Origin of the sequence: Guptibacillus hwajinpoensis, from assembly GCF_001039475.1 — a bacterium.
Lineage (GTDB): Bacteria > Bacillota > Bacilli > Bacillales > Guptibacillaceae > Guptibacillus > Guptibacillus hwajinpoensis.
The window spans coordinates 494,861-508,259 of sequence record NZ_LELK01000001.1 but is presented as its reverse complement, the minus strand read 5'-3'; the positions used below and the strand labels follow the sequence as shown (position 1 = coordinate 508,259).

The 13,399-nt window shown below is 38.8% G+C and carries 13 protein-coding genes and 1 other RNA gene; 3 read left to right on the top strand and 11 right to left on the bottom strand.

What is annotated here, in order from left to right; genetic code table 11:
- The first annotated feature begins 67 nt into the window (after positions 1-67).
- Positions 68-514, top strand: a complete 447-nt coding sequence (locus tag AB986_RS02695) for a hypothetical protein (RefSeq protein WP_048309330.1) — start codon at positions 68-70, stop codon at positions 512-514.
- Between the two features lie 36 nt (positions 515-550).
- Here AB986_RS02695 and AB986_RS02690 read toward each other — a convergent pair whose 3' ends face one another.
- The gene (locus AB986_RS02690) at positions 551-2,074 is read right to left on the bottom strand and encodes a carboxypeptidase M32 (RefSeq protein ID WP_048309329.1); all 1,524 of its coding nucleotides are present in this window, start codon (positions 2,072-2,074) and stop codon (positions 551-553) included.
- A 165-nt stretch (positions 2,075-2,239) separates the two neighbouring features.
- Between AB986_RS02690 and yppF the strand changes: the two genes are divergently transcribed.
- Complete coding sequence (gene yppF / locus AB986_RS02685; RefSeq protein ID WP_048309327.1) at positions 2,240-2,446, top strand: YppF family protein; 207 nt, start codon at positions 2,240-2,242, stop codon at positions 2,444-2,446.
- Between the two features lie 115 nt (positions 2,447-2,561).
- Here yppF and AB986_RS02680 read toward each other — a convergent pair whose 3' ends face one another.
- Positions 2,562-2,867, bottom strand: a complete 306-nt coding sequence (locus AB986_RS02680) for a DUF4359 domain-containing protein (protein WP_048309326.1) — start codon at positions 2,865-2,867, stop codon at positions 2,562-2,564.
- A gap of 114 nt (positions 2,868-2,981) precedes the next feature.
- On the opposite strand from AB986_RS02680, the gene AB986_RS02675 reads away from it, so the two are divergent.
- Positions 2,982-3,221: a hypothetical protein gene (locus AB986_RS02675; RefSeq protein WP_048309325.1), complete on the top strand. Its 240-nt coding sequence runs from the start codon at positions 2,982-2,984 to the stop codon at positions 3,219-3,221.
- Positions 3,222-3,266: 45 nt separating this feature from the next.
- Here AB986_RS02675 and AB986_RS02670 read toward each other — a convergent pair whose 3' ends face one another.
- The 9 genes from AB986_RS02670 to AB986_RS02635 form a co-directional block, all read right to left on the bottom strand.
- The gene (locus tag AB986_RS02670) at positions 3,267-4,409 is read right to left on the bottom strand and encodes a THUMP domain-containing class I SAM-dependent RNA methyltransferase (protein WP_048309324.1); all 1,143 of its coding nucleotides are present in this window, start codon (positions 4,407-4,409) and stop codon (positions 3,267-3,269) included.
- A 180-nt stretch (positions 4,410-4,589) separates the two neighbouring features.
- Positions 4,590-4,987: RNase P RNA component class B (gene rnpB / locus AB986_RS21425), an RNA gene on the bottom strand.
- Between the two features lie 151 nt (positions 4,988-5,138).
- On the bottom strand, positions 5,139-5,459 hold the full coding sequence (gene gpsB / locus AB986_RS02665; protein WP_048309322.1) for a cell division regulator GpsB: 321 nt from the start codon (positions 5,457-5,459) through the stop codon (positions 5,139-5,141).
- Positions 5,460-5,550: 91 nt separating this feature from the next.
- A complete protein-coding gene (locus AB986_RS02660; protein WP_048309320.1) occupies positions 5,551-6,126 on the bottom strand; it encodes an SLOG family protein in 576 nt (191 codons plus the stop codon).
- A 55-nt stretch (positions 6,127-6,181) separates the two neighbouring features.
- Positions 6,182-6,667 carry a CotD family spore coat protein gene (locus tag AB986_RS02655; protein ID WP_053216012.1) on the bottom strand — a complete coding sequence of 162 codons (486 nt, stop codon included), beginning with the start codon at positions 6,665-6,667 and terminating at the stop codon, positions 6,182-6,184.
- Between the two features lie 420 nt (positions 6,668-7,087).
- Entirely contained in the window at positions 7,088-7,810 is a 723-nt protein-coding gene (locus AB986_RS02650; protein WP_053216011.1) for a 3'-5' exonuclease, read from the bottom strand.
- A 2-nt stretch (positions 7,811-7,812) separates the two neighbouring features.
- Positions 7,813-9,717, bottom strand: a complete 1,905-nt coding sequence (locus tag AB986_RS02645) for a DUF294 nucleotidyltransferase-like domain-containing protein (protein WP_048309319.1) — start codon at positions 9,715-9,717, stop codon at positions 7,813-7,815.
- Between the two features lie 15 nt (positions 9,718-9,732).
- Entirely contained in the window at positions 9,733-10,974 is a 1,242-nt protein-coding gene (locus tag AB986_RS02640) for a ribonuclease H-like domain-containing protein (protein WP_048309318.1), read from the bottom strand.
- Positions 10,958-13,255: a DEAD/DEAH box helicase gene (locus AB986_RS02635; protein ID WP_048309316.1), complete on the bottom strand. Its 2,298-nt coding sequence runs from the start codon at positions 13,253-13,255 to the stop codon at positions 10,958-10,960. The genes AB986_RS02640 and AB986_RS02635 overlap by 17 nt, the downstream gene beginning before the upstream one ends.
- Between the last annotated feature and the right edge of the window lie 144 nt (positions 13,256-13,399).

Sequence of the window (13,399 nt, the reverse complement as noted above, 5' to 3'; positions counted from 1 at the left end):
AAATTTCAAGTTTTACATTCATATAAATGGGAATTCTCTTTTTATGAATTTGAAAGGATGGATCAAAATGAATCAAAACTTATATTACTTAACTCAGGAGTATGAAAAATTCACGGATGAATGTGAAGGAGAGAATGTTCCAGAATTTGTAGAGAATTTCATATATGGTTCAATGGAATATAACGATGTTAACCTTCCTAAATTAACAGAAGAAATGAGTAAGCAAGCTCAGAACAAAGAACCAGAGGAATTTAAAAGAGCTTTTGATGAAATGCTTCTTTATCTTAGAGACCGTTTTGTATCTCTGGATCCGGATAAGAAATACTGGCCACTGCATTATCGTGAAGGTGTAAGTGCTTTCGTTGCCATGATCGATGGATTAGTCGTACAATACTTTTCGGGACTCTATTCTGTAGACGATTTAAAAGAACGCACTCCTCTTTTTGCAGCCATTATTTTGAATGGATTTATAGGCATAAACGAACATGAATATAGTACATTATCAACAGATTAAAAAAGATCTTGCCGACTTCGGCAAGATCTTTAACTTTTATGATTGTATACGATAAACTTGTTGATATTTTTCTTCTAGATACTGAATAAGGTATTTTGCATTAAGACCTTCTCCAGTAATATCTTTAATAATTTCGATTGGCTGCTTCAATTTGCCGTACTGATGGATATTTTCTGTCAGCCATTCTTTAATTGGAAGCATATTTCCTTCTTCAAGAAGCTCATCAAAATTAGGAAGATCTTCAAGCATAGCATTTTTAATCTGCGCTGCGTAAATATAACCAAGAGCATAGGAAGGGAAGTACCCAAATGCGCCACCTGACCAATGCACATCCTGAAGGACACCAACAGCATCATTATCAGGGGTAATCCCGAGGTATTCTTCCATCTTCTCATTCCAAATCTGTGGAAGGTCTTTCACTTCTATATCACCATTTATTAGTCCTTTTTCTATTTCGTATCGAACCATAATATGAAGGGCGTATGTCATTTCATCAGCTTCAATACGGATTAAAGAAGGACCAGCAACATTTATTGCACGATAGTAATCTTCAAGCGATACGTCATCAAACTGTCCTGTTGAATAAGTCTTTAGTGTATCGAAATTTTTCTTCCAGAAGGACTTATTACGGCCAACAAAGTTCTCCCAGAAGAGAGATTGTGATTCATGTATTCCCATGGATGTACCGGAACAAAGCGGCGTACCAATTAACTGTGGTGAAATGTTTTGTTCATATAAAGCATGGCCACCTTCGTGTATGGTGCCAAATACTGCTGTTCGAAAATCACTTTCATCATACTTGGTCGTAACACGCACATCACCAGGATTAAGTCCGGTTGCAAAAGGATGCACCGTTGTGTCGAGACGACCAGCGTTGAAATCGTATCCCATTCCCTTTAGAATATCTAAACTAAATGCTTTCTGTTTTTCCTGAGGGAAATGACTATACAAGAAATCCGTTTTAGGCTTATCACTTGCATTTACAACTTGTTGAACGAGTGGCACAATATGCTCTCGCAATTGGTTGAATACACGGTCGATGACCTTAACTGTAACTCCTGGCTCGAATAAATCAAGAAGCGTATCGTACTTGTTCTCTTCGTATCCCCAATACTCTACAAATTTTTGGTTAAATGCTACCAGTTTTTCAAGATAGGGACGGAACATTTCGAAGTTGGACTGTTCTTTCGCTTCTTCCCAAACTGTTTCTGCCTTCGAACTAAGAATTACGTACTCTGAATATTCTTCTGCAGGAATTTTGATATTTCGATCATATTCTTTTCGACATTCTTCTACTGTTTTACGAGTTCGGTCGCTTAAGTTATTTTGTACATCTTCTTTAGTTAGTTCATCAAGAAACCTCTTCATTTCATTTGAGACTGACATATCAAATACTTCAGAGGACATCATACCAATCACTTCAGAGCGCTGCTCAGCGCCTTTTTTGGGTGCACCAGTCCTAAGATCCCAGTACATTAAGCCTATGGCTTCATTAAAACTCGTCATTTTTTTTACATAGTCTAGAAAGTGTTTTTCTGTTTGCATAAGATCAGTCGTCATACTCATTTCACCCTTTCAATTTGGTTGTAAATTTGTAAAGTAAATTCGACACTTCTCGTTTCATTATGTAAAGATTTGTCGGAAGTTAAAAAATTCAAAAATAGATGAATTTCAAAATGTCATGTTATCCTTTTGATAAGCAAAATAGTTTAAGGAGGGATTCAGATGTCAGTCCAGAATCTGATTAACGCATTCAATGAGGTAAAAGGAAGAAAACCAGCTACCGCAGACGAATTACTCGACTTTGTGCAAGTTAACTATTTACGAGGTTCACTTTCTTTATATGAGTACCAAAACTACTTTAAAGAACTTCATGCACAAGGTGCAAAAAAACCTGAGTACTTTCCTCATGAGGAATTGAAAGCCTTTTAATCTCTCCTATTCTATCCTACCATAAGTTTACAGAATAACGCACACAAAGAAGACATGGACTATTCCATGTCTTCTTCTATTTATATATGCACTATTCTAAGAAGGAAATCTTAAATTACTCGTCTACCTTTCCACTAACCTCTTTTTGATCTAAGATGAATTGGTTAAAAGCTCCAATCGCGACTACTTCCTTACCATCCCAAATTTCTGTTTTGTAGATGGAGAATAAGTACCAATTATCTCTTGTTGTATTCTCTTTCACGTAAGGAACAACTGCTAGATCTACTCCGATTTCAATAAGAGCATTTTGATCCTTCTTCATTTGTTCTCCTACCCAATTACTGTAGTCTTCTTGATTGGGATTTGTAATGAAAAGCACAATCGAAAGTAATCCAATAATAATTAGAAACTTATTTCTCATAAAACCCTCCTTTTAAACAAGCCTATTGTTACTATATACAAGTTTCGTAGTTTAAATGTTCTTAAAACGTGGGTACAGTCAGATAGATGCCATTATTTACAAGGAGGAATTCAAATGAGACAGCATCGCATTAATACTTTGAAACAGGGTGAACACTATACTGCAAAGGAATTAGATAGTTTTGTATCAACTACAGACGTTGTATTACTTTCTAGTAATGCTTCTCAGCTATTTTCGGATCCTGAACGTGAATACAAAGTAGTCCATGAAGTAGAAGGTTTTTTTGAACATTCTTCAAATGATGGAGAGAAATATTTTCGAGACAAACGTGCATATGTAGTTGAAAAGGTATAAAAAAATCAGCATCCTGGATTAGGATGCTGATTTTTTATTTATGGTCTAGTCGTTCTTAGGCGGTCTTGGACCAAAGAACTGGTAATAATGAGTCTTAATATCACCATTGTATAGCTTTCGGTTTTTCGTTGCTCTTTTGCCATATACCTCTTGGAAACGTGGATGAGAAGTAAGAATGTATACAGACCATGTGTCCAGGCGCTCACGGAACGCTTTCCCCATTTTACGATACATATCTTCTACTTCTTCACGTTCACCAAGACGCTCCCCGTATGGAGGGTTTCCTATTAGTGTCCCATACTCAAACCTTGAACTGACGTCGGTCACTTGCATCTGTTTAAACTGAATCAAATCTGCAAATCCAGCCTCTAGTGCATTGTTTTTTGATAAGTCGACCATTTTGGGGTCGAGATCACTTCCAAAAATATGAAGAGGTTGATCATATTTCGCTAGATCTTCTGTTTCAACCATTGCTTCTTCCCAGCGTTTCTGACCAATCCATTCCCAATCTTCAGAAGCAAACTCACGATTGAATCCTGGAGCAATGTTCTGACCAATCATAGCAGCTTCAATCGGAAGTGTACCAGAACCACAGAATGGATCAATAAACGGTTTATCAGCGTTCCAATTTGTTAGCATGATCATCGCTGCAGCCATTGTTTCTTTAAGAGGAGCTGCACTATGCAAATAACGATATCCTCTTCTATGCAATCCTGTACCACTCGTATCAATTGTTAGTACCGCTGTATCTTTATGGATAGCAACCTCTATTTTAAACAGTGGGCCATCTTCATCAAACCATGATACATTGTATTTTTCCTTCAAACTTTCCACGATCGCTTTTTTCACGATAGCCTGGCAGTCAGGTACACTATACAAAGTTGATTTAACGGACCGTCCACTTACCGGGAACTCCGCGTCTACAGGTAGTAAATCTCCCCAAGGTAGTGCTTTTGTTGCTTCAAATAGCTCATCGAACGATGTTACCTTGAATTCTCCCACTTTTAGCTTTACACGATCCGCTGTTCTTAACCAATAATTTGAACGACAAATACCAAGCTCATCACTTTCATATGTTACCTTACCATTGTCAACGCGAACATTTTCAAATCCTAGATCTTTAACTTCACGAGCAACCAATGATTCGAGCCCCATGGTGGCCGTTGCAATTAATTCATATTTCGCCATCTTTTCAACTCCGATCGTTGTTTGATCTCGTTTTATGTACTATTACATTTACTTTCATATTACAGCAATTCATTTCGACTTGTTTGAATTTGTTTTCTTATACTTTAACCGTTTCCTATCATAATCTATTCATAACGTACAAAAAAGCCCCATAAGGGCTTTTCATCAAAGATGATAACGTTCTGTAAGCCATGTTCTGTTCCATCGTACTGCGAACGGGTCTCCCCTCGTACTCAGGTGGTAATCATCTATCTCCAGGTGCGTCCTCGCCACCTGGCTCTCTCTCCGTTCAATTCCTTCGAGAAAGCTCCCCTACCATAATTTGGGTTTCTCGCTCGTGGGGTTTACCTCGTTCCACTCTTAATGTTTCCATTAAGACTTCGTCACTGTGGCACTTTCAGAGTATTCGGGCCATATCCGTTAAGGACTTAGGCCGTTTCCCCGCCGTTAGCCCAAAAATGGACTACCCTGACTTATTGTTTCATCAGGCACGAACACTACGATCATCTCAGATCGTGCGAGCATGGACTTTCCTCTATATACTGCTTAAATGCAATATACAGCGATCACCCGAACGTTATCGTTATTAGGACAGCAAAAGCAATTATACCTTATATATCGGTTTCGTGCAAGGGTTCTTGTTAAATCTGTTAAGTGGTACATTTATGATTATAGTACGGTAAGTGAAATTTATCAAGTGGATAAAAAAACCACCCATTCAAGGGCGGTTTATTCGTATAGCTTACTTCCGAAAACATGCTTTTCTAAATTGGAAAGACGTTTGAGAATATCATAGTTCGTATTGCCTGGTTGCGTTTGAGAACGTGTCTGCTGACGTTTTTGTTGTTCTGACATGCGATCCATTTCTCTTCTAAGACGCGTATTCTCTTGGCGAAGTTGTTCAATATCGTTCTCAAAACGTTCATAATCCTTAATCACAACGTCTAGAAACTTATCTACATCATCTTGATCATATCCACGAAATCCACTTTTAAAATCTTTTTCAAGAATGTCTTTTGCTGTTAATTGAGTCGGTTGTTGCTCTGCCATTTTATCACCTCTATATGTATGCAGTTATCTTCTTTTATTTTATTCTTCCAAAAGACCTTCATCTTGTCAATTGGAATCTACTCTAATTATGCTATTGACTGTAAAAATCAGGGTTACTTTCACGCAAATCCTGTTCCAACAAATCCAGATCAATAGGTGTAATGGTAAAAATTTCGTAGCCCGGATCATTTCTTTGTCTGTTTTTACTCTCTTTCAAGTAAAAATCTGGTGAACCTGGTGTATCTTCATCGAATAAAACGAGCATAGCGTCGCTTTTTTTGACTAAAAATTCGTTCTTAGCTTTTAACTGCCCAGGATTTTCATACGGTCTACTTGTAATTGACTCTACAAAATCTGCCTCCGCAATAATCATATTATAATATTCTTGAGTAGGTTCTTTCCATTTACTTTCCTGATCCAGAAATGGGGTTAATACCGCAAGCTTAAGATCAGGATATTCTTCGCGAAGATCAAGAGCTGTTTCGCCAGCCCAAAGTTCCACCCCGGTTTGACCACTAATTAATATCCATTCAAAGTCTCTCTCCTCAATGAGCTGTAACATCCTCATTCGGAGTGCTGCTTTAATAATGGGTAATCCAGGATGGTTATCGTTAAAAATGCCGAGTTCGTGAGCTTTATAGCCAGTAACAAGCAAAACGTTCGCCATTCTAACACCTCCTATGTAAAAACGAACTGGGAACCCAGTTCGTTTCCTTATACCTTTAGTACCTTCTTTTTTGAGCTGGACTAACTTGACCTGGCATACCATTTCCATTCGGTCCTTGCATAGCTCCTGCTACTTGAGAAGGGTTTGTAGGTGCATACCCAGCCGGCATAGCTCCTGTTGGACGCGGTGGCGGGTAATTATCCATGTGTGATGCTAACACTTCATTCGATTGCGTTAATGGATAACTGTGATTATGCTCATACATGTGATGGTGGACATTTTTAATATGAGTAGGATGAATATGGTCAACATTGTGTTTGTAATAATGATTCTTCACACAACATTTTGTTGGATAAACAACTGGACTTGTAGGGCATGGACCTCCTGGCCCTTGCATTGCTGGACTAACTTGCCCAGGCATGCCGCCTTTCATTGCTGGACTAACTTGATTTGGCATATTCGCATTAGGTCCCTGCATTGCAGGACTTACCTGATTTGGCATATTCGCATTATTTTCCATGCGGTGACGACGTTGAAACATAGTGTAGGTTCCCCCTTCTTAAATTGGTGAATTCCCTACTAGCCTATGTAGCGCGCATAGTACATGTACTGTGTATTCGTCCTTATTTTAATAATGCCTAACATAAAACAAAGCCTATTTTTGTAAAACCACTTCAGAATCATGATAGATCTGGGCAGATTCACTTATTTGACTCATAACTACGAGCGTTAATGCAATAACCATAAAAAACATGACCATAATAATCTGTTTCAATTTCCATCTCTCCATTACATTAAAACTTAATCATTTTTGATTAAAACTAACAGAAACTTCAATATACTATTCAAAGTTACAACAAGAGACGACAATTGTAAACGGTGTTTCAACAAGTTATTTCACATAAATCGTCGAATGATTGCTCTTTATGCGCTTACCCGGGGAATAATTAAGGAAAATACTCTATTTCCTACCAAAAACGAGGTTATCTCTCGCTATTCGTTCCCTTATTTCCTTTTCGTAGTCAGCTTCTAAGTCTAGCTCGTTAAAGAGCTTTAAACATAGCTCTGCAGTCATTCGAGCATCATTTAAGGCATGGTGTCGTTCATGTCGTTCAATGTTTAATTTACGAATTAATGTATCCAGTTGTGGATTTATTTCTGGAAATGTTTCTTTTGCTAGTGCCTCTGAATCAAGATAAGGTGGCAAGTAGTCAGGCAACTCCCACTTTTGAGCGAGCGTTTGAAGGAAATAAACATCAAACTTAACAGGATGGGCGATTAATGTTGTTCCACTACTAAACGTTATAAAATCATCTAATGCTTCTATAAAAGTCCATCCTGCCTTAATTTCCCCTATAGAGAGACCGGTTAGTTGTCGTACGAACCGAGGTACTTTATGAATCGGCCTAACAATTCGATAAAAGGATTCTTCTAGAATACAACCCTCCATCAAATCGATTTTAACAGCTCCAATTGAGATTACTTCATCTCCAAGAGCAGGATAAAAACCTGTTGTCTCAAGATCAAACACTGTGAAGTAGCGACTACTTGATTCTTGATAAGATCGCAATGAATCGATTAACCTCGTGAAAGCGGGTGTGGATTGATCACGTTTTATTCGTTTTTTCCATCTATTTCTATCATATATATAATATCGTAATAGCTTAAATCCAATCGAAGACATTGTTAAATACTCCGATTCCTACGGAAGCTCAGTTCACTTACCTGTTGCATTCGCTTCGCAACAAGTAAAGCTTCTCTCATTTTTCTTCTTTCTTCCTTTTCCCACTCGATTGGGCGCACTAAATTCGATATCTCAATTCCATTATTCAACTGGTGAAGATTTTGCCTTACACGAAACGTGTAAAGGTAATGAAGAGCCGTTTCAATATTAATAACATCGCGATGGTGAAATACTTCTTTTTTCTTTAACTCATGCAGCCTTTTAATTGTGTTTACTTCCTCTACGCCATATTTCATGGCAAAGATACGTATGCCATTTACGATTTGCATGATAGCAGCTTTTTTTAAATCGAGCGTTTTTTCTTTTCCTCGCAATTGAATCTTCCCTATAGGATTCAGTGGTACGCGAAATCGAACGGTATCTTTCATCAACAACATTTGAAGTGTTTGAGCTTTCCTTATCCGCTCCGTAATTCGGCTTCTTAGTGTTCGTGACAAATCAAAATCACCATAAACTGGCCTGAAGTCCATAAAAATAGTGAAATTGCGTATTTCTTCAGCATCCGTTTCCGTGATCCATCGGTTCACTTCTTTTTGCCAATTAGAAAGTGACCGTCTCCATTTAGCATTCTTAGCCATAATGCCGCCATCGCACTCTGGCAATCCACATGTCGTTAACATTGCATTGATTTTTTCAGAAAACACGCTAAAAAAGGTTTCGATCTCTGATTTATGATCAAGATGTTCATAATCATCGATAATTAGCCCATTATCCTGATCTGTACTGAAGGCTTGTTCCTTTCTACCTTCACTACCCATTACGATAAAGCAAAAGTTTACTGGAGCACGTCCATAGCCTTCCTGCATCATTTGCTTTTCTGCAAGTAATATCACTCGACGATGCATTTCATCGTTATAGTTAGACATCATTTCGCAAATTTCATATCCAAGCGTATTCGCATCAAGCAATTCCTGTATAAATGATCGAAACTCCTCATGGATGGGAGGAGATAGATTCATGATTTCATCTAATTCTTTTGCCCTAGATAATCTATAAGAAAGATCCAAGTACGCTGATTCCTGTATACCGAGAAATGATTTTGCTGAAACCATCCCAACAAGTCGATCACGCTTTACGACTGGCAATAATGAGACCTTATGATATTTCAAATATGCAAGTGCTTCATAGCTAAACGCATCTTCTTCAACAAGATTTGGTTTTTGATACATCCATTTGTGGATAGGATCCTGAAACTCTCCTCTTGTTAGTGCACTAATAATTTCAAGTGGCGTAACCGTCCCTAGTACACTTTCACGGTCTTCACTTACAATTACGCCATCGTAATTGTTAGAGCGAAAAAGTTCGGCAGCTTCAAGTACAGTATATGAAGGCGGAATCGTTACCATAGAATCCATAATGGAGCTTACACGCGTACGATAAAGCGCAATATTCTCTCCATCTGACTCTCTGTCACGCTCCTGCTTAATTTCATCATAAAGACTTCTCATACGTTCACCGATTGTATCTAATACATTATGTGAAAACGCAGGATTTTCGGTCATAATTTTAAGCATAACTTCTTTCTTGATGCGTATTACCTGACAGTCTTCATTTGCTTGAACTGAAAATGTCATTGATTCATCAGTTAACATGATCATCAAGCCTACTAAGTCTCCAGGGTAATAAAACCGCATCGTTGTTTGCTGACCGTTTGCTTTATGAACAATATTTTTTGCTATACCTGAAACAAGCAAGAATAGCGTATTTGTATCTTCATCTTCGTGGTACAGAAACTCTCCCTTTTGGTAGGTGGAGAAATGAGCAGATACCATTAACTGTTCAATTTCAGCATCACTTAGCGAATGAAATGGTTCTTTTTTCTTTAGTACATCATAGAAATCTTGCATGACAACCTCCTACCATTAACGAGATTCTTTTTGTTCAATTCTTTCAATGCGCTTCATATATTGCAGTCGTTCCGATTCTTCTTTATCTTTAAGAATACGTTTTTTGTTTTTCCATTTTCGATAAGCTGACAATGCATAATAGAGTGCCTTTTCATAGTCTCTTGCTTTATGCTCATAGTATTTGGCAAGCTCGATATCACTTTCTTCATCATTGGTTGATTCAGAAAGATCCTGCCAAATGTGAATGGCTTTATCTATGTTTCCCTGTTTTTTGTAAATAAGTGCAAGAGCTTTCATCGCTTCACGTTCATGTCTACCCGTTGTTTGCTTATATAACTGAGCTGCATGGTCTTCTTCCCCAACGGCTTCCCACCAACGAGCTGATTGGAATTGTTCAGCCGCTGATAAGAACTTTCCTTCATGATCAAGAAGAAGGTTAGACATTCGAATATATAGCGTGATGAGAGACAAAATATCCTCTTCGTTGTGTTTCAGTACTCCAGCAATCAATTCTGGATCAGGGTCTTTTACAAATTCAAAATAAAGCATAGGAGCAAGATACCCTGGTATATCTTCATGGCGGGTAAACCCTAACTGCTGTTCTTCTACGTTCGCGAGTCTAACAGATTCCATCTCACTTTTCCAGAAACGACGCGCGCCATGAAGAAGATCAAAATGACCAAACTGTGGTAATTTCGGAACTTGTTCTCGAATAAGCGTATGCCTCGTTTTCACCTGTGGCCAATCAAAAGCTTTGCCGTTATACGTTACTAAATTCTTTAATTCTTTAACGTCTTCAAGGAACGCCTGATACATTGGAACTTCTGCCCCTGGACCCGGGAGAAAATATTGATTTACTGAAATACCTTTATCAGTGTACTGGCTATAACCTAGTAAGAAAATTGTATTTCCAACCCCTCCACCTAGACCAGTTGTTTCGGTGTCGAAGAACAATAAGTCCGAAGGGCTTAGATGTTTAGAGGAAAGAGGATGACTTCCGTGAAAGCCATTCCAGCGCTCGACAACTTCTTCAAGCTCTTGAAAGACATATTTACCATGTTGATGCGTTTTAGGATATTGTTTCGTTCGAACGAATGCATATTCGGAATCGAAGAAAAAAGGACTTGCATCAAGATCACGCCATTTTTGAAGATGTGGAACAGAATGAATCTCCTGCTCCACTTTTGGCGGGGTCTCTTCTCCTTCACCAAGGTTCATATGCTTTTTCATTCGATTTAATTTACCCTTCCGTGACATCAGAATGCTCTCCTCTTAAATATTCAAGTAAATAGCGGGCCGTGTGTTTGCTATTCTCTCCTGTTTCACCTGATACTCCTACGCACGATGGACAACCACTTTCACATTCACAACCAACCACGATTGATTCAGCTTCTTTCAAAATGAGTCCTAGTTCCTGATAAACACGCTCAGAAAGACCAATCCCACCAGGGTATCTGTCATAGAAGAATATAGTCGGCTTATTAGAGTGAATGGCTTTGATTTGGGGTGTGACGTGAAGATCAGATACATCACACATAACAAAAAGCGGTGCAACGTTTCGAAGCACATTACCAAGACCTAACAACCCTTCTTCTAATCGATTTTCCCCCATTGTTTGGACAAAACTTTCAGGAAATTCGAACCAACAGGCATTTGTATGCAATTCTTCTTCCGGTAAGTGGATCGGTCCGGAGCCGATATTCTCGTGCGTTTCGAACTTGATTTTCTTAAAGATCGTGGCCATAGCATTCACCATAACTTCTCCATAGGTGGCAGTGGTGTGTGAAAGTTGATCATGCTGATCTTCCTCAAGCACTTTCAGCTGGACTGCAAGATTAGCGTCGGTATAGTAGTCCACATCAACTTCACGTACCCACGCTTTTTTCTCTTCATAATCCAGAAGTTCAACCTGGTATTGGACTCCTTGATGGAGATAGATTGCTTCTTCATGTAGAAGTGTCATAGCACTAAACCTGTCCATTTCACCGATTACTTTCACGTTTGCAGCTGTCGTTTGATCAATGATAACCACATTTTCTTGTGAAGCGGAACGAAGGCTAACATTATGTGCTGGAAAGGCATCATTCATCCAGAACCACCTATCTGCTCGATGATGAAGCAATTGTTCTTCAGTTAAAAACTCAAGCACATCTTCTACATCTTCTCCACCAAATGTATCACCTTGTTTAAATGGTAATTCATAAGCTGCACACTTTACGTGATCGACTAGAATAATTAGGTTATTCGGATTCACACGAGCTTCTTCTGGATTCCGTTCGAAAAAGTAGTCTGGATGGGTAATCATATATTGATCCAATGGACTTGAACTCGCAACAACGAAAACAACGGATTCATCCTGCCTACGGCCAGCCCGGCCAGCTTGTTGCCATGTACTAGCAATTGTCCCCGGATAGCCAGTTAGTACACACGCTTGAAGCTGGCCAATATCCACGCCTAGTTCCAATGCATTTGTACTCACAACACCTTTTATCTTCCCACTACGAAGTCCCTGCTCAATCTCTCTTCTCTGTTTAGGAAGATAGCCACCGCGATATCCCATAATAGACCTCGGACCTAACTCACGCTGTTCTAGCTGTTGTAAATACGTTAGCAGAATTTCAACTCGGACCCTGCTTCTAGCAAAAACAATGGTCTGAATATTGTTCCTTAACAGTTCAACAGCAATATTCCTTGCTTCTAGCGTTGCTGATCGCCTGATATTAAGCGCTTGATTCACAACAGGTGGATTGTATAGAACAAAATGCTTCCGACCTGTTGGTGCACCATTGTTATTAATGAGCGTAACCGCTTCGCCAGTAAGTTCCTCTGCAAGTTCCTTAGGATTTGCAATTGTAGCTGACGTACAAATGAAGATTGGATTGCTTCCATAAAAGCTACAAATTCGTTTTAATCTTCTTATCACATTGGCTACATGGCTACCGAATACTCCTCGGTACGTATGAAGCTCATCGATCACAATCACTTTTAAATTCTCAAAAAGAGAAACCCACTTTGTATGATGAGGTAAAATGGCAGAATGAAGCATATCGGGGTTTGTCATTACAATATGCCCTGCTTTTCGTACAATCTGTCTAATTGTTGGCGAAGTATCTCCATCATACGTGTACCCTTTTAAATCCACTTCCATCTCATCAATCAGTTCATTTATTTCACTTTTCTGATCCTGAGCGAGCGCTTTCGTTGGAAACAAGTACAGAGCCCTGCTTGAAGGATCTTTCAATATCGTATCAAGTACAGGAAGGTTGTAACATAGCGTTTTCCCAGATGCAGTTGGCGTTACGGCAACAAAGCTATGACCATCAGTTGCTTCTTTATAAGCACTTGCTTGATGTGTGTACAACTCATTAATGCCTCTATTAAGAAGAGCCTCACGTAAAACAGGTGAAACATCTTCAGGAAACGGTGCAGTCTTCGCATCTTTCGGTTCAATCGTTTTCCACGTCACGATATTTGATCTATACTTTTCCTCTTGCTGAAACATGTCCAGTAGTTGAGGAAGCTTCTTCTTTCTTTCCATCCGATCACCTCAAAAAATTGTCTACTTCTATTGTAGCGAATACGCGTTCGAATGGATACCGTTTTGATTTGAAATACATACTCTTCCATTAGTTTCATACGTTACTTCCAAAACGGAAAGACACCAGCCTAAAGGATGAAAAAG